The sequence below is a fragment of the Mucilaginibacter sp. OK268 genome (assembly GCF_900103125.1).
Taxonomy (GTDB): Bacteria; Bacteroidota; Bacteroidia; order Sphingobacteriales; family Sphingobacteriaceae; genus Mucilaginibacter.
On sequence record NZ_FNJV01000002.1, the window covers coordinates 245,071 to 265,582 of the forward strand.

Annotated in this window: 17 protein-coding genes and 3 tRNA genes; 10 read left to right on the top strand and 10 right to left on the bottom strand. The window is 41.9% G+C overall.

Features of this window, described 5'->3' with window-relative positions:
- From BLR84_RS06985 to BLR84_RS29965, 8 genes are all read left to right on the top strand, one after another.
- The gene (locus tag BLR84_RS06985) at nucleotides 1-852 is read left to right on the top strand and encodes a YncE family protein (protein WP_090466377.1); all 852 of its coding nucleotides are present in this window, start codon (nucleotides 1-3) and stop codon (nucleotides 850-852) included.
- A 53-nt stretch (nucleotides 853-905) separates the two neighbouring features.
- Nucleotides 906-1,991: an acyltransferase family protein gene (locus tag BLR84_RS06990; protein ID WP_176851982.1), complete on the top strand. Its 1,086-nt coding sequence runs from the start codon at nucleotides 906-908 to the stop codon at nucleotides 1,989-1,991.
- Nucleotides 1,992-2,206: 215 nt separating this feature from the next.
- Nucleotides 2,207-2,377 (top strand): putative periplasmic lipoprotein, encoded by a 171-nt coding sequence (locus BLR84_RS29960; RefSeq protein ID WP_176851983.1) that lies wholly within the window; start codon nucleotides 2,207-2,209, stop codon nucleotides 2,375-2,377.
- On the top strand, nucleotides 2,365-2,592 hold the full coding sequence (locus BLR84_RS06995) for a hypothetical protein (RefSeq protein WP_090466380.1): 228 nt from the start codon (nucleotides 2,365-2,367) through the stop codon (nucleotides 2,590-2,592). Before BLR84_RS29960 ends, BLR84_RS06995 begins: the two co-directional genes overlap by 13 nt.
- Entirely contained in the window at nucleotides 2,589-3,056 is a 468-nt protein-coding gene (locus BLR84_RS07000) for a lysozyme (protein ID WP_218128238.1), read from the top strand. Before BLR84_RS06995 ends, BLR84_RS07000 begins: the two co-directional genes overlap by 4 nt.
- A complete protein-coding gene (locus BLR84_RS07005; RefSeq protein WP_090466383.1) occupies nucleotides 3,053-3,304 on the top strand; it encodes a hypothetical protein in 252 nt (83 codons plus the stop codon). The genes BLR84_RS07000 and BLR84_RS07005 overlap by 4 nt, the downstream gene beginning before the upstream one ends.
- Nucleotides 3,301-3,570, top strand: a complete 270-nt coding sequence (locus BLR84_RS07010; RefSeq protein WP_090466385.1) for a hypothetical protein — start codon at nucleotides 3,301-3,303, stop codon at nucleotides 3,568-3,570. Before BLR84_RS07005 ends, BLR84_RS07010 begins: the two co-directional genes overlap by 4 nt.
- A gap of 26 nt (nucleotides 3,571-3,596) precedes the next feature.
- On the top strand, nucleotides 3,597-3,743 hold the full coding sequence (locus BLR84_RS29965) for a hypothetical protein (RefSeq protein WP_176851984.1): 147 nt from the start codon (nucleotides 3,597-3,599) through the stop codon (nucleotides 3,741-3,743).
- Between the two features lie 24 nt (nucleotides 3,744-3,767).
- Here BLR84_RS29965 and BLR84_RS07015 read toward each other — a convergent pair.
- Together BLR84_RS07015 and BLR84_RS07020 are read right to left on the bottom strand one after the other, a co-directional pair.
- Nucleotides 3,768-3,851, bottom strand: a tRNA-Leu gene (locus tag BLR84_RS07015).
- 63 nt (nucleotides 3,852-3,914) lie between these two features.
- Nucleotides 3,915-3,998: transfer RNA gene (locus BLR84_RS07020), tRNA-Leu, on the bottom strand.
- Nucleotides 3,999-4,180: 182 nt separating this feature from the next.
- On the opposite strand from BLR84_RS07020, the gene BLR84_RS07025 reads away from it, so the two are divergent.
- Both BLR84_RS07025 and BLR84_RS07030 read left to right on the top strand, forming a co-directional pair.
- Nucleotides 4,181-5,197 carry a WD40/YVTN/BNR-like repeat-containing protein gene (locus BLR84_RS07025; RefSeq protein WP_090466387.1) on the top strand — a complete coding sequence of 339 codons (1,017 nt, stop codon included), beginning with the start codon at nucleotides 4,181-4,183 and terminating at the stop codon, nucleotides 5,195-5,197.
- A gap of 133 nt (nucleotides 5,198-5,330) precedes the next feature.
- Nucleotides 5,331-5,403, top strand: a tRNA-Lys gene (locus tag BLR84_RS07030).
- Between the two features lie 582 nt (nucleotides 5,404-5,985).
- Here the strand turns inward: BLR84_RS07030 and BLR84_RS07035 are convergent.
- The 8 genes from BLR84_RS07035 to BLR84_RS07065 form a co-directional block, all read right to left on the bottom strand.
- Nucleotides 5,986-8,790, bottom strand: a complete 2,805-nt coding sequence (locus BLR84_RS07035; RefSeq protein ID WP_090466389.1) for a M14 family metallopeptidase — start codon at nucleotides 8,788-8,790, stop codon at nucleotides 5,986-5,988.
- Nucleotides 8,791-8,838: 48 nt separating this feature from the next.
- Nucleotides 8,839-9,333, bottom strand: a complete 495-nt coding sequence (locus tag BLR84_RS30230) for a zinc-binding metallopeptidase family protein (protein ID WP_218128241.1) — start codon at nucleotides 9,331-9,333, stop codon at nucleotides 8,839-8,841.
- A 1-nt stretch (nucleotide 9,334) separates the two neighbouring features.
- Nucleotides 9,335-10,288, bottom strand: coding sequence for an amidohydrolase (locus tag BLR84_RS07040; protein WP_218128242.1), 954 nt, complete (start codon nucleotides 10,286-10,288; stop codon nucleotides 9,335-9,337).
- Nucleotides 10,289-10,327: 39 nt separating this feature from the next.
- Complete coding sequence (locus BLR84_RS07045) at nucleotides 10,328-13,105, bottom strand: M14 family metallopeptidase (protein WP_090466390.1); 2,778 nt, start codon at nucleotides 13,103-13,105, stop codon at nucleotides 10,328-10,330.
- Between the two features lie 36 nt (nucleotides 13,106-13,141).
- Nucleotides 13,142-14,479, bottom strand: coding sequence for a M20/M25/M40 family metallo-hydrolase (locus tag BLR84_RS07050; RefSeq protein ID WP_090466392.1), 1,338 nt, complete (start codon nucleotides 14,477-14,479; stop codon nucleotides 13,142-13,144).
- A 46-nt stretch (nucleotides 14,480-14,525) separates the two neighbouring features.
- Complete coding sequence (locus tag BLR84_RS07055) at nucleotides 14,526-15,146, bottom strand: hypothetical protein (RefSeq protein WP_090467610.1); 621 nt, start codon at nucleotides 15,144-15,146, stop codon at nucleotides 14,526-14,528.
- A gap of 67 nt (nucleotides 15,147-15,213) precedes the next feature.
- Nucleotides 15,214-16,812 (bottom strand): SusD/RagB family nutrient-binding outer membrane lipoprotein, encoded by a 1,599-nt coding sequence (locus tag BLR84_RS07060; protein WP_090467612.1) that lies wholly within the window; start codon nucleotides 16,810-16,812, stop codon nucleotides 15,214-15,216.
- A gap of 36 nt (nucleotides 16,813-16,848) precedes the next feature.
- Nucleotides 16,849-20,421: a SusC/RagA family TonB-linked outer membrane protein gene (locus tag BLR84_RS07065; RefSeq protein WP_255366872.1), complete on the bottom strand. Its 3,573-nt coding sequence runs from the start codon at nucleotides 20,419-20,421 to the stop codon at nucleotides 16,849-16,851.
- Nucleotides 20,422-20,512: the final 91 nt, after the last annotated feature.

Sequence of the window (20,512 nt, forward strand, 5' to 3'; positions counted from 1 at the left end):
ATGGGAACAATGTTTAAAACAGGCAGCCAGTTATTAGGTATAAATGGCTCTATTTATAAATTTAGTACATCAAAAGGAAATATTATTACACCACTTAATCCGCAACCACCTAACACGGTTAATGATATATGTATAGATGTGGATAATAGCAGGTTGTTCGTGTGCCCCCGTGGAACAGGCGGACAGGTATGGGTATATGATACAATTACATTAACCAGGACAAACATTATTTCGGGCTTTTCAAATCCTATACATATAAGGATGGACCCAAATCCGGTTAACGATAGGTTAACGGTATTTGACTTTAATAACTCGGCATTAATGTTTATTGACCGAACATCATTGGCGTTAAGTGGCACTACGGTATCGACTGACTCTATAGGCAGAGGGCTTGAATATGACCAAAACTTAGGTCGAAATCAACTACTGGCAATTATAAGTTCAACAACATTAGCCATATTAAATGCAACCACTTTTGCGGTTATACAACAAATTGTCGATCCGCAATTTGGGGATTTAGGGAAAGCCAAGCGTAATGCACATAACCCGGATGAAATATATGTTTGCACTAATGGCGGTAATAAGGTTGTAGTAATGAATATGGTGGATTTGACCTACTCATTTAAAACAATATCGGGTGGTGCGTTCGATATTGACGCTGACCCAAATTTGCCAAACAATAGGATATATACTACATCGGGTGGAGGTGCTGTATACACTGCATCTGATTTTGGTTTCATAGAAAACTTAAATTTTTTAAATGGTCAGGTGGTGGTAGCTGATCCAACTATAGCAAATCACAGATTGTTTTTTGGTAATACAGGGCAATTGTACGTCGCCACACTGGCATAAGTGTGGCAATTAGGCTGATATTGAAGGTTGCATATTTTATATATATTTGAATGATGCCATCATTAGAAACTAAACCAGCCGCTTTTATATCTGAAATTTTAACAGCTAATCACTATCCTTCCCTTAACGGGTTTAGAGGTATTTCCATAATACTTGTAGTATTTTATCATTTACATTTATTTACCGGAACAATTACCAGTTATATATTTAACGGCCGGTTAGGGGTAGGTATCTTTTTTGTACTCAGTGGGTTTTTAATAACTACTTTATGCCTTAAGGAAAAAGAGTTAACCTGTAATATTTCATTGCGTAGTTTTTATATCAGGAGGGTTTTGCGGATATTTCCAGTGGCCTACCTGTATTTAATAGTGATTGCTTTTTTAAATGTCATTTACAATTTAGGTATCCCACGTTTTCAATTTGCTGGAGCGGCTCTTTACCTTATGGATTTTAGCTATTTTAGGAGTCATTCTTTTACCCAAATATTATCTCATTATTGGTCGCTTGCTGTCGAGGAACAATTTTATATTTTGTTTCCGTTTATTTTAAAGCTTAATCGGAAGCTGTTTTTATACTGTATACTTTTTGTTGTTGTTGCCTTACCTGTGATCTATACCATTCAGGAGGCTGTCCCGGCTATAAATCACGGAGTCTTATATTACTTTACACATTATCTTATCAAATTTCAGTGTATTGCAGTTGGATGTTTATTTGCCTTATTATCCTTTAGTAAAGCTTTTGATCGTGAATGGATTATGAAAACAAAGATTGTTGGTAATGTATTAGCTATATTTATGATATTCTACCTCAATTTTGATGACTTCTATACAGTTAAAACAGCCTATTTAAACTTAATTATATCGGTTTTGATTGGTTATCTAATCATTACTAACCTTTTGGTTAATAAGGATTGGATATATAGGTTTTTAAATACTAAAGTTATTTCATTTATAGGCGTTTTATCATACAGTATCTACATCTGGCACATGTTATTTGCTTCATTCGATGCCAAACTACCTAATGTATTTTCAAAACTTCCGTACAATATTCCGGGGTTAATTATTGTACCTCTTTTATCTTATTTCTTATTCGAAAAGTATTTCTTAAACCTAAAAAAGAAGTTTAGCAGAGTTAAATAAAATGACCTCTAAAACGGCATAAAAGGGTTACGAGTAAAATGGGTAACTGATTTATAATTATTCTGCCTGCGTGGTTATTTATTCATAAGTAGACATTTGTACATTTGAATTCCCACTTTGTACTTCTTTACAATAAGCGAATCTAACCTATTGACTAAACTGGTCTATAGCGGATTCTTCTTCACATCACAGATTCCACCCCAAAAACAATCACCATGAAACGATATATAATTTTTATCGGGGGCTTTGCCATGCTCACAGGATGCGTAACCCAGCGTCAGCATAAACTGGAGCATGCAGCTCTTGATAGTGTGGTAATGCTCAACGCTGCGGGTGCTACAACTGATAGTATTTACTCCCTAAAAAATAAATCATGCAAAAAATAACTTCAAACTTTTTAAGCCTGAACACTCAGGACTTTATTAAGGGCCTCATCATTACCATAATCAGCGCGGTGTTTACCCTAGTTGCAGAATCTGTTCAAAAAGGGCAGTTTACATTTGATTTCACTACTATATGGCATACGGCGGTAGCCGCAGGCATAGCTTATCTGGGCAAAAATCTATTTACTCCGGCAAAAACCATAATACCCGTTCAATGATGAAGATCAGTAAAAATGGCATTGCCCTCATCAAAAGTTTTGAAGGGTTAGTACTGCATGCTTATAAAGATATTGCCGGTGTATGGACTATCGGATATGGTTCAACCAGATATCAGAATGACAAAGCGATAAAATCAGGCGATAAACTAAATAGCGAAGCTCAAGCCAATTCCCTATTAATGTGCACACTCAGTCAGTACGAGGCTGCTGTAAATAGTTATGTACTAGTACCACTTACCCAAGATCAATACGATGCTTTGGTGTCTTTTACCTACAATTTAGGCACAAACGCGCTGTTGCATTCTACTTTATTAAAAAAGCTGAACGAAAAAGATTATGCAGAAGCTGCCAATTGGTTTGCCCCATGGAATAAAATTACCGATCCGCAAACCGGCAAAAAGATAGTAAGCAACTCATTAACAAAAAGACGCGCTAAAGAAAGCACTTTATTCAAACAACCATGACAACTATAGAACATCGCGAAATTAAAGGCATTACCCTTAAAAATATCCTGGTAACGGTACTCAGTACAATCAGTATAGTTATGTCCGTAATGACAACCTATTTTCAATTGAAGAGCGATATTAAAGATGTTCGCTCTACACAAGAAATCCAATCTCGCGTCAACGAAATAAGATTAAAGGTTTTAGAGGGTCAGGTGGCCGTATTACAACAAGACGTAAATAAACTTAAAGACAATAAAAAACGATGAGCTTAAACACATTTTTAAAAAAGATCTGGAATCAGATTGAAGTACTTTTTGGTGGACTTCCAACAGAAATCAAAACAGCATTGCAAATTGGGATTACCATAACAGAGAATATTAAAAACTTTGTAGACTCCCCTATTGCGGATATATTCACTTCAATTATTCCCGGAAATATTGATGATGTTATTAAAGATAGACTCCGGGCAACTCTCCCCATTTTCTTAACCGAATTAAAACTGGTTGAAAGCTCTTTACAGATCTCATCGTAAAAGCTGCAATTGAGGTTATACAAACAATGGATAAGAATATTAAGCCGGGAATCCTTCATCAGCTATCTATACTGGTGGCGCAAATTGCCGCTGACGGAAAGTTAAGCTGGAGTGATGGTGTGCTTTTATCTCAGTGGTACTATGAACACAAGTTCAAAGTAGTTGAAGAATAAAACTACGATTAGTGTTTTAAGGTGTGCCCAGGAGCGGATTCGAACCGCCACATCCTTACGAATGCCACCCCCTCAAGATGGTGCGTCTACCAATTTCGCCACCTGGGCTTTTCATTAAAAAATAGTAGCCTTAAATAATAATTACTTAAGGCTACTCAATCAAATCAGGCGTGCCCGAAGAGAGACTCGAACTCTCAAGAGACAATTCTCAACGGCTTCTGAGACCGCAACGTTTACCAATTTCGCCATCCGGGCTTATTGCTCTGATGTTTCAAGATCGCAATGGAGCGATTTTATACATCGATTAATTAATAAGCGTGCAAATATAATCGTTTCAATCAAATTGCAATCTAAATAATATAAAAATTGATAAGTAATTGCCATTTGCATGCTTTTAAATTAATTTCGGATAAAACTGTATCCTTTATTCGAAATTAATGAAAACAAGATATCACCTCATTACCAGCATTTTATTTCCTCTTTTATTTCTATCGTCAATCACCAAATCACAAAGCGTGGTGCTCTTACAGCAAGATAAACCTACAAGTATTAGAGGGTTATCTGTTGTAAATGATAAAACAGCATGGATCAGTGGCAGTAAAGGATATATCGCCACAACTAACGATGGAGGCAAAACATGGGATTGGCAACAGATAAAAGGTTATGAAAAATCTGAATTCCGGGATATTGAAGCATTTTCAGATAAAGAAGCGGTGATCATGAGCTCTGGTACGCCATCATTAGTACTGAAAACCATTGATGGAGGTAAAAGCTGGCAGGAAAAATATCGAAAAGCTGATACTACTTATTTTTTTGATGCCATGGATTTTGTAGATAAGCGGCATGGATACATCCTTGGAGATCCTATTAAAGATAAGTTTTTGTTAATGGAGACTAAGGATGGTGGTGAAACATGGACTAATGTGGCCAACCCTCCCACTGCGTTGCCGAGCGAAGCGGCTTTCGCGGCCAGTGGTACTTGCTTCCGGGTATATAACAGAAATTTATTTATTGTATCCGGAGGTAAAAACAGCAGAATGATCAGTACTGTAAATGGCATCGACGGATATAATTATGTCAATCTTCCCCTCACTCATTCAAAATCAAGCCAGGGCGCATTCTCTTTAGCATCCGGAAAAAATGAGATCATCATAGTTGGCGGTGATTATGAAAATGATAAAAGAACAGATTCTGTAGCCACGATTTTCAAACTCCACCCTCCTGCTTTTAATAATCCAGTTCAAGGGCCTTGGGGCTTTCAATCATGTGTAGAATATATTAAAGGTGATATATTTCTCTCCACTGGCACTTCCGGAAGTAACATCACCACTGATGGCGGTCATACCTGGAGGAAGGTAGATAGTGCAAGTTTTAATGTTTGCAGGAAATCAAAGCGAGGAAAAATGGTTTTACTTGCCGGAAATAACGGCAAAATAGCGATTTTTAAAATGTAGTTTATTGGCAATGAATGCCTTAAAAAATACTTGTAAATTAATTCAAAAAAAGGCTTGCACCATATATCAAATACTCCTATATTTGCACCACTTTAAACGGAAACGGTAACACAATCGAAGAAGTTAAAAGTAAGATTCCGTAGCTCAGCTGGTAGAGCATAACACTTTTAATGTTGGGGTCCTGGGTTCGAATCCCAGCGGGATCACTGGAAGACCCACCAAACTAAAAAGGCCTCTTTAAAAAGAGGCCTTTTTAGTTTAAACAACCTTTGCTTCAAAATTTCAATACGAGTTAAATCAACTTAATTCAAACAAATCGGTGCCCATTCGATACCCTTTTACTTTTTCCGGAATTCAGGAACACCGAATTTCGCTGGCCCTGTTACATCAGTTTGATTTTCAGTTCAAAGAACCATATCTCATTGTTTGTACCCGTCCTCGGAACGGCAATTGATCCATGAAGTAAAAAAGGAGATAAAAAAGAGAGGCAACGATCGTCTATGGAATAAAGCCTTACTAAATAAGTAAGGCTTTTCCGTTTTTCGAGGAATTTAACAGAATGAACACGACTGGGTGTATTGGAAACCGTTAAAGATGACAATGAATAAAATTATGATAGAAAAAGGTTTTAGAATGCTTTCATTATTTAAACATTCCAAAAATCAAAAGATGAAACAAGATATGCTCTATGAACCCGAAACTTGTGCTGTTTGAATGATATAAGGTAATAAAAAATGCCCGGCTTACGGGCCAGGCATCAAACAATCAAACAAACAAAGTTTTTAAAACTATTTACCGGTACTATATAATTGATTAAAAAGCAATTTAAATGTGCCATGTGATTGTGCACGAAAAGTTATTTCGGGGCCAAAGGCATACAATACTCCTTTGCCAACCGGAGCCACAAAGGCTGCAATCCCATCTTTTAAATAAGCTTGCCCCCATGCCCAGCCACTTCTCAATGGTTTATCAGTTGAGAACCACGCTATCGGCTTCACTCCCTTCTCCACAGCACCGCTATCCAGTTTAAAAACAGGGCTGTTGTCAAAATCAATATCAGTGGTATTACCCATGCCCCATGCAGCTGGCACCGTTGGATCAACACTGACACTCAGAATGCTTCCTGGTACGTAATATTTTGTTCCTGGTAATGGTTTATCTTCGTTTTTGCTATTCTTCTCAACAAGCTCATTACGAACGGGCAGACCAAGGTGGTAAGCAAGGTTGGTACTGCTGCCTATAGTAACTACAGATCCACCATCTTCCAGGAAGGATTTAAGTTGAGGGACTGACTTCTCCGGAGTTATTTTACCCAGTCGGTTCTTAAATTCTGCTGTTACTTCTTCCGGTTTGGGTTCACGATCTGCAAATAAGCTTACCCTGTTGCCCCTTTCGCCACCAACCGGTGGGATTGCCCTCGTCACAAATATAATTACATCGTATTTGCTGTGCAGGTTACCGGCATCAATATCCTGCGGATAGATAATATCGTAAGGAAAATGATACTGTTCCAAAAGCCAGCGTACCCATCCCGAAGGTATCGAACCACCATAGGTATCCCAAAGAGCAATTCGCATGGATGATATTTTTACCGCATCAGCCGGACGCTGTTCAATTGCGGTAGCTTTAATACCCACGTCGGCTGCTGCCTTTTCCAGTATCAATTTGGTATTTGCCCCGGCGGGGATAAAGAAAGTGCCTGTTTCTGACATACCTGCAGTGCCTTTTGGCAAGCGATAGACCTCGACACCCACTTTAAGCAAGTTATTAACGACTATAAAAGCATTGTTTACCTGCGAGCTCAACAGATAACCAGCACCTGTGGTTGCAGCAAAGGTTTGCTTTGGCGAAGACTGGATCTTTCCATAAGGAATGGGTTGAAAGGGTCCGTTGAAACTATCAAGTATACGATCAAAATGTACGCCCATTTGAAAAGCAAGTGTCCAGCCGGCAGCGTCATAAGGTTTAATTGGAGGGCCGCCAGGATAAAGAAAATCATTGGGATGATCCTGCGGCTCAAACATATCCAGTACGTGAGGCCGAAATGCCTGGTTGGTCTTTACGATATAAGAGCCTGCCGGGTATTTTTTCCCTGCTACGGTAAAATCGGCGTTTGCCTTTTGTACCTGAATACCTGCTTTGATCAAAGCATTGATGAATTGTGTTGCCGTTGGAAAATCGGGCTGATCTGCGGGAAGGATATAACCTCTCGGATCACGAAGGGTGGGGTTTTTCAGTACCGCGTCATAGTATTTCATCGGGATATTACTCCCTCTTGTGCTCCAACCCATAGGGTCATCCGGGTTACCTCCACCAGTATTGCCTGCGTCGGGTTTTTCTGTAACTTTTTGATCAGCCTTATACGCCTGTGTAATGGCATCAGACCGTTTAGGTGATAGTGTCCAGTTATCTTTATTACCCCGGTTAATGGCATTTTTACCCATCCGGTAAATATTGAATAGAACCTCATCATGCTGGCGCGCCGCATAATCAAGCACGGCATAGTTCAGGGAAACCGAGTAATCTATCGACTGGCGGAAATGCCAAACATCCTGCGGCAAAACGGGATTTGGCGTGGCACCATTCGGGATCAGGCGTTGCGGGACAACGGGAATCTTCTCGGGCGTAGGGTTGCCTATTATTTCCGTTAGCAAACCGATCATGTTGTGGAACTGTGTAGTGGTGCGCAAACCGCCATTGTACCAGGTAGAAAAGCTGGAGCCCGTTAACCGGGTATACCCGGGTTTATTCTCCGTATTAAGCCGGCTGTACATGGCTGCGCCGAGCGCATCTATCCCGGTGATCATTAAAGGATCAAACACATAGTTAAACGGATCGCGGTAAGGCGGCCCTGCCAGAACAGAGCCCTCGGGACCCCGTTGATGATGGTTGTACATGATCTGCGGAAACCATTCCAGGAACAGTTGCCTGTTCATATTGGTACTTTCCTTCGTGTTCATCATATAAAAATCGCGGTTATTATCATGTCCTATATATTTCTCATACAGGCGCGGGATGTTCAGGTTCCGTTTTTTGGGGTCGCTCTCCTGCATGTACCAGTTTGATACCAGCTCCATACCATCGGGGTTGGCATGTGTCATCAGGATAATTACATTATCCAATATCCGAATTGTTTCCGGGTCTTTACGGCTTACAAGCTGATACATGGTTTCAATGAGCTGGTGCGCACCCACAACCTCCGTAGCGTGCAAACCTCCATCAATCCATACAACGGCTTTGCCTTTGGCTGCCATTGCAAGCGCTTGTTGATCTGAAATACCCTCTGCCCGGGCCAGTTTCTGAGATATCTCCTTATACTTATTCAGGTTCTTTATATTCGCCGGCGACGATACGATCATCATATATTGATGACGCCCCTCTTCGGTAAGACCAATATCCACCAGTTTTGTACGGTTGGATACAGCAGCTAATTTTTTAAAATATGCCGCAGTACTGGTATAATTGGTGAGTTTATAATCATCGCCTATATTAAAGCCAAAAAAGCTTTTTGGCGAAGGTATGGTTTGCGCCTGCGCAGCAGATATGCACAGCCATAACAGTACGATCAGTGTATAACAACTTTTAATTTTCATAAGATAAGTTTTGGTTATAAAGTATAGTGATCATTCATTTTTAATAAATCATTTACGATAATCCAATGCTGGTTTCCTGTTACCCAACATGGCATCATACTTAAAATCAGTTCCCCTTTTGTCAGTCAGTTCGGTATTGGCTTTCTTCACCAATTCAGGGTTCTTAAACAAATCATAAGCAGAAAGTGCAATAGTTTTAGCCGCTACCATCATTCCCTTGGCACCTATACTGGTACCCGCGGCAGCTACGTTTTGCCAGCTATGTCCCGAAGAGCCCGGTACAAATGTTGCCGTTATAATGCCTGCAGTGGGAACGGTCCAGCTTACATCGCCTACATCTGAAGATGCTCCTCCCGCTTCGGTTGAAACGCTGAAAGGTTTGATATTTGCGGTAGCTTCGGCAAACGGAATGGGTTTACTATTACCAATGAATGTAGTCTGTAGCTTTTCGGCAAACTGTTTTTCCGGTTCGGTATAGGTAAACCCTTTTACAATCCGCAGGTTATTATCCATCACTTTGGATAAGGTTAAGTTTGGCAGCATATTATACACCCCCCCCAATCACCTCATAATCCATCCGGGTACCGGTACCCATGGCCGCGCCTTCGGCTGCTTTTACTACCCGTTCCCAGATCTCTTTAACAGTTTGCATCTGGGGATTCCGTACATAATAATAAACCTCGGCAAAGGCTGGTACCACATTAGGCGCTTCGCCCCCATGGGTAATTACATAATGGATCCGGGTATCTGAGGGAATATGTTCACGCATCATGTTCACCATATTATCCATCGCTTCAACAGCGTCTAAAGCCGATCGTCCTTTTTCAGGCGCGGCGGAAGCGTGTGAAGCCACCCCATAAAATCTGAATTTGGCATTTTTGTTGGCCAACCAGGGTGTAATACCTGCTGAGTTTTCATTACCCGGATGCCAGTGCAACACCGCGTTTACATCATTAAAAAGCCCCGCCCTTACCATATATACTTTCCCTGATCCACCTTCTTCGGCGGGGCAGCCGTATAAGCGGATGGTTCCTTTTTTACCTGAACTTTTGAGCCAGTCTTTAACCGCAATGGCCGCCGCTACAGATGCGGTGCCAAATAGATTATGGCCACAACCGTGACCCGCAGCCCCGCTGACCAATGCTTTCTGTTCGGGTTCATCCACGTTTGATAAACCGGGCAGGGCATCATATTCGGCCAGGATGCCAATAACCGGCTCACCGCTTCCGTACGAAGCCACAAACGCGGTAGGAATTTCGGCAACACCTGCTTTTACATCAAAACCGGCATTTTTTAACTCTTCCTGCAATAAGGCAGAGCTTTTCACTTCCAGGTAACCAGGTTCAGCATAGTTCCAGATCTGGTGGGCAATTTTGGCATAGTTTGCTTCCTTACCTTGTATGGAAGCAATGATCTTTTCTTTCTCCGCGTTTTTCTGCGCAAAGGTCATCAGCACAATACTCGAGAAAAAATTAAGCAATAGGATTCTTTTAAACATAAAAATGTTTTGATACTTTGTTAAACCATTAAACCGATATTACTTACTGTAATACAACTGATTAAATAATAACCTAAACGTACTTTGCGATTGTCCACGAAAAGTGATCTCCGGGCCAAAAGCATATAGTTTACCAGCCCCCACGGGTGCAACAAAGGCGGCAATACCATCTTTCAGGTAAGCCTGTCCCCATGCCCAGCCACTGTGCAAAGGTTTATCGGTATCAAACCAGGCCAGACGTTTTACACCTTTTTCTACAGCACCACTATCCAGTTTAAACACGGGGCTCCTGTCAAAATCAACATCGTTTTCGGCAGGCATACCGTAATTAGCTGGCTCTGTTGTTTCAAAACGGGTATGCAATAAGCTGCCGGGAATGTAGTACTTCAATGCCGAAATCGGACGTTCTTTTCCATTTGCTCCTTTTTCAACCAAAGCATTATGAACAGGTAAACCCAAATGATAGGCCAAATTGGTACTGGTTCCTATAGTTACCACGGTGCCACCGCTTTCCATGAATTTTTTAAGCTGAGGGACAGATTTATCGGCCGTGATTTTGCCAAGCCATGGGCGGAATTCCGCGGCTACGGAATCTGGTTTTGGCTGCCTGTCGGGGTATTCACTACGCTCGGCTTTTCCAATCGGAGGAATAGCTCCTGTAACAAATATCAGCACATCATATTTTTTCCGGAGATCTCCGGCGTCAATTTCCTGCGGATAAATGATCTTGTAATCGAAATGATATTGCTCCATTAACCAGCGTACCCAACCCGATGGTATGGAACCGCCATAGGTATTCCAAAGCGCAATACGCACCGGCGAAATTTTAACAGCGCCTTTCGGGGCTTTCTCAACACCCGAAACTTGAAGTCCAAGAGCCGAGGTTTCTTTTGCAAGCACCGTTTTTGATTGTATCGATGCCGGAACGTAGAAAGTACCTGGCCCATCTTCAGGCTTATCACTTATACCGTTTGGTAAACGGTAAACTTTCACGCCAGCTTTAAGCAGGTCATTAACCGCGATAAAACCATTATTGATAGATGGGCTGATCAGATAACCGGCCTTTGCAGTAGTTGTAAGGTTTAAAGCCGGTGGCGATTGCAGATCGCCGTAGGGTACTTTTTGAAACGGCCCGTCAAAACCTTCAACCATGCGGTCAAACTTTACCCCCATTTGAAATGCTAATGTCCAGCCGGCCGCATCATAAGGTTTTATTGGTGGCCCGCCTTCATACTGGAAATCATTCGGGTGATCCTGTGGTTCAAACATATCAATCACATGCGGTCGAAAGGCCTGATCTGTTTTAACGATATAAGAACCTGTCGGGTAATTTTTTCCGGCTACTGTAAATTCTGAGGTTGCTTTCTGAACCTGGATGCCGGATAAAAGCAGGGCATTGATAAATTTCACAGTTGTTGGAAAATCGGTTTGATCTGCCGGGATAATATATCCCCGTGCATCCCGGTTTTTAGGATCTTTTAATACCTGATCATAGTATTTAGCCGGAATATCACCCTCTCGCCCAAATGCAAATTCGCCTGACTGATTAGTGTTGCTGCTATCCTTTTTGACTGGCTTTTTCTCTTTTTTATAGGCCGCTTTTATAGAATCAATATATTTAGGGTAAAAGGTCCAGTGGTCGCCACTACCCCGCTCTATGGAGTTTTTACCCATGCGGTAAATATTATACAGTAATTCACTACGGTACCGTGCCGCGTAATCAAGTACAGCGTAGTTCAGGGAAACCGAGTAATCAATAGACTGACGGAAATGCCATTTTTGTGGGATAACCGGGTTTGGTGTTGCCCCGTTCGGAATCAAGCGATCAGGAACCAATGCAACAGTCTCCGGCGTTGGGTTGCCGATGATCTCGGTAAGCAAACCAACCATATTATGAAAATAAGGCGTGGTGCGCAGACCGCCATTCCACCAGGTCGAAAACTGGGAGCCCGCACGCTGGGTATAACCAGGTTTTCCTTCCACGTTCAGCCGGTTATTCATGGCTGCCCCAACCGCATCAATACTGGTCACAATCAGCGGGTCAAATACATAATTAAATGGGTCGCGGTAAGGTGGACCCGCCAATACAGAACCTGCAGGGCCGCGCTGGTGATGGTTGTACATGATCTGCGGTATCCATTCTACAAACAGCTGGCGACTGATGTTCTGACTTTCCTTCATGTTCATCATGTAAAAATCCCGGTTATTGTCATGGCCAACATACTTTTGCCATAAGCGGGGCACATTCATGTTGCGTTTTTTAGGGTCTTTTTCACCCATGTACCAGTTTGATACCAGCTCCTGCCCATCGGGATTGGCGTGCGCCAGCAGGATAATATCATTTTTTAAAATGTTCAGCGTTTCCTCATCATTACGGCTCACCAACTGCCACATGGTTTCAATGAGCTGGTGTGCGCCAACCACCTCTGTGGCATGTAAGCCACCATCAATCCATATAACTGATTTACCTTCGGCAGCAAGGCTTTTAGCCTGCTCATCTGTCAGCGCATCGGCGTGGGCCAGTTTTTTGGAAATATCTTTATAATGATCAAGTTTCTTTAAATTTTCAGGGGATGAAACGATGAGCATATATTGATGCCTTCCTTCTTCAGTCATACCAATATCTACCAGCCGGGCACGGTCAGAATTTGCCAGTTTTTTAAAATACGCTTCCGTTTGCGTATAATTTGCCAACTGATAATCATCTCCAATAGTAAAACCAAAGTGCTCCTTTGGTGAAGGAACTGTTTGTGCCTGAGATACCGACGCGAAAAAAAGCATGGGTAAAACAAACATCCGGTTAAGTTTTCCGATCATGATCTATTGTTTAATAATTTATGGTTTAGTTTCAATTTATTTGGATACGCCGGCTTCGGCCAGTAATAGTAACAGGGCACGTTGTGTGGCTATATACGCTTTTTTATCATCCAGCCACCACTCTCCCAAAGAGTGAAAACCTCCGGCCGCGCCACCGCATCCGATAGTAACCGCCGGCACACCCTTTGAAATAGGTATATTGGCATTGGTTGACTCTGCACCCAACTTAGGCTCAGCATGTAAAAAACTGGCCGTAGCAATGGCACGCTGCACAAACGGAAGACCGGGATCTTCAACACCCGAAGGTCGGTCGCCTATCAGTTTTACATCAACGGTAAGATCCGCGCCAAACCGTTTTAATTGATTTTCTTCCTTCAAAGCTTTCTGAACAGCGTCCTGCAACAGCTTGTCCATTCCGGCCAAACGTTCCGGACTCTCCGACCGCATATCCACTTCCATCCATGATTCAAAAGGGATTGAATTAACAGAAGTACCACCGCCCGTAACACCAACATTATAGGAAACACGTACACCTTTTTCGCGCGAGAATTGATCGGCAGCTAATACCCAGTAATGAATAGCGCCGGCTAAGGCATAATGCGGATTGGCTAAACCGAATGAACCCCAGGAATGCCCGCCCGGGCCTTTATAAGTTATACGGTACCGATGTGACCCTAAACCACGATGTACGATCATATTAATATCGGTACCGTCAACAGCAATATAAGTATCTATCTTCCCGGGACCTTTATCGCTAAACATGTTTTTCACACCACGCAGATCCCCCTGCCCTTCCTCGCCTACCGCACCAATAAACAGCACGTCTGCATCAGTTTTTATATCTGCTTTTTTCACAGCTTTAAGTACCGTCAAAACAACAGCAAGGGCTCTGGTATCGTCAGATATCCCGGGTGCATACAACGTATCTCCTTTGTGGACTATCTTAACATCCGTCCCTTCGGGGAAAACCGTGTCCATATGACCTTCCAGTACTACCGTCTTTTTCCCTGTTCTTCCTTTGACTTTTGCTATTACATTTCCCACGTTATCGGTCCAAACAGAATCTGCACCAGCGGCTTTTAGCAATTCAGCATATTTCTTTGCCCTCACCATTTCTTTGTAAGGTGGGGCTGGTATTTCTGTAAGCAAAATATGGTCTGCCAACGTTTGTGGCTGCAGGTCGACGATGGTTTGTAATGCTTTTTTCACAGACACTTTGTTGGCTAAGGTATTCACCTCCTGGGTGTATTGCTTAGCCGCAACTACTGTTTTTTTTTCAGCAGGGTTATCTTCCTGAGCATATGATTTTAGCGTTACTCCCGTTATTGACAAAAGCATAGCCGCCCTTATCAAACTCGTATTGATAATATTCATTTTTAGATGGTTTATATGTTAAATTTATTTTGGCCGGTAACTCTTGTTACTGGCTTTTAAACCTCGCACCTGTACGGCAATCCCCCGGTTCGCCACGCGCTTCATCAACAATGTTATTAAAGAAGGTCACTATCCGGCTACCGTCATTCAGGTTCAAAATAAATTTGAACAAAAAGTAATCATTTACCTTTACATCGCTCAGGCTGATCCCATTTAAAGCTGCCAGCTGAACAGCAGTAAAAGTGTACGTTTTAGGAAATTCAGTAACCGTTTCATACAATTTATCATTTGCCCCAACGATGCTTGGCAACGGGAACTGAGCAATATTGGGATATTGATTACCAGGAGAAGATATAACAATTGGATAAGCCGGAACGCTTGGCTCGGCCCTGTTAAAACTGTTATAAACTTCTATTGATTTTACACCACTGGTTCCCAGCGCCTGCCAATTCAATACGTAAGAGAATTGTTCGGCTGCCAGATTTGGATCTTTCAGGTTAAAAAACACCACTTTAGCGGCTTGCCGGGTAGGCAGTGCCGATTTTGCGGTATCAATTGTTACTGTTGGAACGGGAGTGTAAGTGTAGTCCTCCCATTCGTAGTGAACTTTTTTACAGGCAACCAATCCCACCAAGATCAACGACATGGCCAGCAGGAGAGTTTTCATATATGTTTTGTTTTGGTAATACTTCATGTTTATTTAATTAGGTTCCATAAATTATAAGTCAATCATATTATTTATCCCAAAAAACAGGTGTGGTTTGCTGTGCTATTTGAAGCTGGCTGCCATTAGTGCTAAAAAATGTATTGGCCGACAGTTCTGTTTGAGAGTAATAAAGCCGAAGCGGAAATACATTTAAAGGCGATAATGGCGTACGTAAAACCGGCAAGCCTGTTCGTCTGTAGTCATTATATCCTTCCATACCATTCCCGTAATCGGCAATATATTTCTGCGTCATTACAAGGTTTAGTTTTCCGGCGTCATCCGCAGCATCATACAGAGCAAGCAATCTGTTTACAAACCCGGTTATCAATGATCCGGACAGGGTCACGCCATTATTGGTTGCTGCGTAAGTGCTTACGCTGTTTAAATTCGCGGTAACTCCATCGCTAAAGTTTTGGCGCGCATCATCACCCGTAGCTAAAGTCAGCGCGGCTTCTGCCCTGGTGAATTTAACCATGGCGTTGGTGATCAATGGCATAATTCCCGCACCTGTACCATCAGTAACAGCTACCACTTTTGGCGCCCCGGTGGCACCGGTATTGGTAAGGTAAAGATTTGCAGATGGCAGGTTATTGATTGGGCTGTTATCATACAAGCCTCCGGCCGGATAGATTCCAAAAACTGATCTGCGCGATTGATCTGCCGGAGCGGCAGTGCCGTCGCCCGGATTGCGGCCGTAATAACCATTGCTGTTGGTTGAGTTATTTAAACCGGCAGTTGCATTTTGCCTGAAGATAAAATAACGCAAACGGGGGTCATCGCTGTCAAATAGCAGATCCATCCATGATTGGCTTGCATAAAAGGTTTTACCCGCCTGATAGTCGGAACGGTGCCATGGATGACGGTTATTGGGATTTTGATTTGACCCAAACTTAAAGGTAAAGTCTGTTGCATTGCTGCTGATCAATGGAGCACCGCTGCTGAGTAATACTTTGATAGCCGTAGCTGAACGGGCAGGATCTACCAGACGGATCTGATTGTACAGCTTTAGCTTTAAAGAATTGGCCATGCTGATCCACGAGTTTTTTGTACCCGTATAAAACACATCTGCGGATGCCGGAACTAAAGTAGTGGTTGTTATTTTGCCTGCGTCGGCAATACCTTCATCAATTAGAATCAGCAGTTTTTCGTAAATATCAGCTCCCTTATCCAAGCCGGGATTTGTGTTTTGCTGACCCTTTTCTGCTGATGTATAAGGTATATCGCCCCACATATCAACCATCAAGCTATACAAATAGGCCTTTTCAAATTTAGCAATAGCCACATAACCCCATTGTTGCTGTGTTGTACCAGTGCTGATAACTGATTCCAGATCATTCAGGGTCTGGCTGTAAAAACCATCCCAGGAATTGTTAAAATCACTACCCTGCTGCTGAAATCGGCTTTGCCCTGTGGAGAATATCGTTTGCTGCACAAAGGTTGATGTACCGCTGTTAAGCTGGTACATATTGCCAACCAGTGATATTTGGGTGGACGGTAATAAAAGCGCTAACTGTGCTGTAGTAGGGTTATTGGGATCGGCGTTTATATCTACAAATTTTTTGCAGGAACTGCTCACCAGCCAAATGCCCGTTAGCAGTAAAATGTATCTTTTATTTCTGAGTTTCATAAAAATACCTAATTTAAATACGTTTAATTTTAACACTTAAAAGCTGACCCTGAGGTTAATACCAAATCGTTTAGTTGTTGGTACGGCAAGGTTATCATACCCTTGTGAATTCCCCACACCTAATGAACTTACTTCAGGATCAAAATTTGTGTATTTAGGAAAGTTTGGCGCATAGTACCAAAGATTCCGCCCACTCACGGAAATAGACGCCGAGCCAAATGGTGTACCTTTCAGTATGTTTTTCGGTAATTGATACGAAAGAGATATCTCCCGCAAACGGAATACAGTAGCGTCAAATATAGAACCTTCATCTACACCTCCGGGGCCTAAGCCACCATTGAAGAAATAATCTTCATAGGATATAGCCACATTATTCGGGATCTCTTTACCTGCAGCATCACGCAGCGGTTTTAAAGTGGAAACGTCGCCCAATACGCCCGGCGATACAATGGCTATTTCCCGGTGTTCCGTATCTTTGGTTACACCACGCGACATCATTTGGCCAACGGTATTGGAGTATATATCTCCTCCCTTTTTCCAGTCGAACAAAATACCTAAGGAGAAATTTTTAAAAGTAAAGTTGTTGGTAATACCCAATATAAAATCGGGGTTAGGGTTACCAATGGCCTGTAGTGAGCCCGAAATAAGCGGCTTTCCAGTATTAGGATCAATCAGGATATTACCGGTATCATCACGTGCATAAGCTGTCCCATAAATTAAACCATAAGGCTGCCCAACTATGTGCACGCTGCTGGTACCGCTGGCTCCGCCATAAACAAACTGCTTGTAGCCACCCAAATTATTGATGATATTGCGGTTACGGGTAAATACGGTTGACACATCCCAGTTGAAACCTTTGGCAGACCGGAATGGCGAAAAATTAAGCCCTACCTCTATACCTTTATTAGTTGCCCTACCCAAATTTAAAATCTGTGTGGTAAAACCCGACGAAGGTGCCGCCGTTACTTCAAATATCTGCGAGGTGCTTTTTTTGCTGTAATAGGTAAAATCCAGACCAATGCGGTTGTCAAAAAACTGCAGCTCGGTTCCTAACTCCAGCTCGGTGATAAATTCGGGTTTTAAATTATCATTGGTAAGCAAATTTGCTAGAGTAACCGAGTTATAGGTACTACCTCCTGCCGGAGTAAAAGGTGTACCAATAGAACCCGTACCGGAAGATGCCCCCAGTGGCGAATTGATGAGATAAAATTCGGCTGTTTGATAAGCTGAGGCCTCATTACCTACACGCGTATAACCAGCCCTGATTTTACCAAAATTCAGGATATTATCAGGTATTTTTAACGCTCTCGTAAATATCAATGAACCATTGGCTCCGCCGTAAAAATAGCTCCTGTTATTAGGCGGCAAGGTTGAGGATATATCATTGCGACCAACAAGATTTAATGAAGCGTAGTTTTTATAATCTAAAGTGATGTCTGTAAAAAATGCATAAAAACGTTGTTCCAGAATATTACGGTTGTTCACCAACTGAACCGGGGTTACAGAACTGGTGTTAGTAATGGTATTTAAATCGGCCACAATCATTCCATCACCATAAAAGGCCTTACGGTTTGTTAAACGCTGATTAATATTATTACCCAGGATCCACTTTAAGGTCAGGTTATTGTTTATAGCTTTATTAACAGTAACCAATAAAGTATTGTCCAATTCCTGCCGGTAAATGTCATCTGTGGTTATACTTCCGTTAGGATATGATGATGAGCCTTTCCCTCTTACATTTACCCTTCTATCGGTATAAGCATTAAAACCGGCCGTATTCTGGATATTAAGCCAGGGTAGCGGATCAAAGCCTAACACCAGGTTGCCATAGTACCTGTCAACATCGCTGGTTGACACACTGTGTTTAACAGACCAATACGGATTATCAACCCCTGTATAATCATACACGTTTGTGCCATCAATAGGATTTTCGTATGGGTAATGTGTTAAATCGTAACTGGTGGGTGTGTACATCAGCGCCGACATAATAGAGCCGGTTGAACCGCCTATTGGTGGTGTTTTTTGCCTGGTGGTTACATAATTGATGGAACCGCTTGCATAAAATTTATTCTCCAGCTTAATATTACCACCTATATTTATGGAGGTACGATTAATTTCATTATTAGGTACCACACCGGTGTTGGTGGTTCTGGATATACCAGCGGTGAAATTCCCTTTTTCGCTGCCCGATGTTATATTAACCGCGTTTTCATATAAACTTCCTGTTTGAAAAAAGTTTTTTACATTTTCTTTTGCATATGATTTATAGGGCACCTGGATCGGTGTAATTCCATCGGCTTGATAAAACTGGGGGAATACCGCCGAACTAAATTGTCTGGTTAATTGTTGCGGGATAGTTAACCGGGTTGGCAATATACTTGGAACGCCCGCAAAAGGCTGCCCCCATGAAGCATATACGCCTTGCCTGTAATCATTATTGGTACCTTGTCCGTAACTTGTCTGATAATCAGGAAGACCGGCTACATTTTCAAAGGCATAAGAGGTGCTGTAGGAGATCTCAGTACCTTTACGACTTTGTTTTTTCCCTGATTTGGTGGTGATAATAACCGCGCCGTTGGCTGCTCTTGAACCATATAAGGCAGCCGCAGCGGCACCTTTTAGCACTGTCATGCTTTGGATGTTATTAGGATCAAGGTCAAAAGCCCGGTTGGTAACACCTGATGCGCCAACACTGGTAGCGCCAACATTGGTAAAGCTGGAGTTATCAAACGGAACACCATCTACAACAAATAACGGCTGATTGTTACCATTTAAAGAGGAATTACCGCGTATGGTAATATTGGTACCGCCACCTGCAACACCACCTGATGATTGGATATTTACACCTGCAACCTTACCTGTTAATGCCCTTAAGGGATCTGGTTCTGATTTCTGAGCAAGTTTATCAGCGTTTACCGTACTTACCGAATAGCCTAATGTCGATTTTTCACGCCTGATACCGGCAGCCGTCACTACTACCTCATTAAGTGTTTTGGAATTTTGGGTAAGCTGAACATTGATAACGGTTGATTCGCCTACGGTTACCTCCTGAGTATCAAAACTGATATAGGTAAAAACAAGGATGCTTGAATTATTAGGGACCGTTATTTTATAATTACCATCAGCATCGGTAACAGTACCAATCTTGGTGCCCTTAATTAGTATACTTACGCCTGGCAGTGTTGTTCCATCGGCTTTAACCGTGACCTTTCCGGTAACTATATGGTCCTGACCAGCCATCCAGTTTCCGCTATCCTTCGCAATGTTATTTAAAACTACACTGGGATTTTTTTTTAAAATGATATAGCCGCTGTGTTCATTAACACTATAATCTATATCCAGTTTAACCAGTATCTTATTCAGTACATCACTTAACTTTTCCTGACTGGCATTAACGCTTACCTTACTTTTAAGCGGAATTATGCTTGAACTGTAAACAAATTTAACCTCAACTTTATTCTTGATGCTATTGAGTGCTTCTTCCAGGCTAACATTCTTTAAGTTGATCGAAAGCCTTTTATTTAAAATATCCTGTGCATAATCAGGATTCGCGAATGCAACGCCTGATAGCATGATCACAACCATAAATTGTAAAACTGATATTCGCATTAGCTTAATTAAAAGAACCTTTTTCTTTTCCTTACATTTTTGCATACATTTGTTTGTTTTGTTGATTTTTGAATAGAATGAGACAAAAAAA

What these genes read in the sequence shown, in the direction of transcription:
- BLR84_RS06985 (WP_090466377.1), top strand. Translation starts at nt 1, where the DNA reads ATGGGAACAATGTTTAAAACAGGCAGCCAGTTATTAGGTATAAATGGC.
- BLR84_RS06990 (WP_176851982.1), top strand. Translation starts at nt 906, where the DNA reads ATGCCATCATTAGAAACTAAACCAGCCGCTTTTATATCTGAAATTTTA.
- BLR84_RS29960 (WP_176851983.1), top strand. Translation starts at nt 2,207, where the DNA reads ATGAAACGATATATAATTTTTATCGGGGGCTTTGCCATGCTCACAGGA.
- BLR84_RS06995 (WP_090466380.1), top strand. Translation starts at nt 2,365, where the DNA reads ATGCAAAAAATAACTTCAAACTTTTTAAGCCTGAACACTCAGGACTTT.
- BLR84_RS07000 (WP_218128238.1), top strand. Translation starts at nt 2,589, where the DNA reads ATGATGAAGATCAGTAAAAATGGCATTGCCCTCATCAAAAGTTTTGAA.
- BLR84_RS07005 (WP_090466383.1), top strand. Translation starts at nt 3,053, where the DNA reads ATGACAACTATAGAACATCGCGAAATTAAAGGCATTACCCTTAAAAAT.
- BLR84_RS07010 (WP_090466385.1), top strand. Translation starts at nt 3,301, where the DNA reads ATGAGCTTAAACACATTTTTAAAAAAGATCTGGAATCAGATTGAAGTA.
- BLR84_RS29965 (WP_176851984.1), top strand. Translation starts at nt 3,597, where the DNA reads ATGGATAAGAATATTAAGCCGGGAATCCTTCATCAGCTATCTATACTG.
- BLR84_RS07025 (WP_090466387.1), top strand. Translation starts at nt 4,181, where the DNA reads ATGAAAACAAGATATCACCTCATTACCAGCATTTTATTTCCTCTTTTA.
- BLR84_RS07035 (WP_090466389.1), bottom strand. Translation starts at nt 8,790, where the DNA reads ATGAAAATTAAAAGTTGTTATACACTGATCGTACTGTTATGGCTGTGC.
- BLR84_RS30230 (WP_218128241.1), bottom strand. Translation starts at nt 9,333, where the DNA reads ATGCTGCCAAACTTAACCTTATCCAAAGTGATGGATAATAACCTGCGG.
- BLR84_RS07040 (WP_218128242.1), bottom strand. Translation starts at nt 10,288, where the DNA reads ATGTTTAAAAGAATCCTATTGCTTAATTTTTTCTCGAGTATTGTGCTG.
- BLR84_RS07045 (WP_090466390.1), bottom strand. Translation starts at nt 13,105, where the DNA reads ATGATCGGAAAACTTAACCGGATGTTTGTTTTACCCATGCTTTTTTTC.
- BLR84_RS07050 (WP_090466392.1), bottom strand. Translation starts at nt 14,479, where the DNA reads ATGAATATTATCAATACGAGTTTGATAAGGGCGGCTATGCTTTTGTCA.
- BLR84_RS07055 (WP_090467610.1), bottom strand. Translation starts at nt 15,146, where the DNA reads ATGAAAACTCTCCTGCTGGCCATGTCGTTGATCTTGGTGGGATTGGTT.
- BLR84_RS07060 (WP_090467612.1), bottom strand. Translation starts at nt 16,812, where the DNA reads ATGAAACTCAGAAATAAAAGATACATTTTACTGCTAACGGGCATTTGG.
- BLR84_RS07065 (WP_255366872.1), bottom strand. Translation starts at nt 20,421, where the DNA reads ATGCGAATATCAGTTTTACAATTTATGGTTGTGATCATGCTATCAGGC.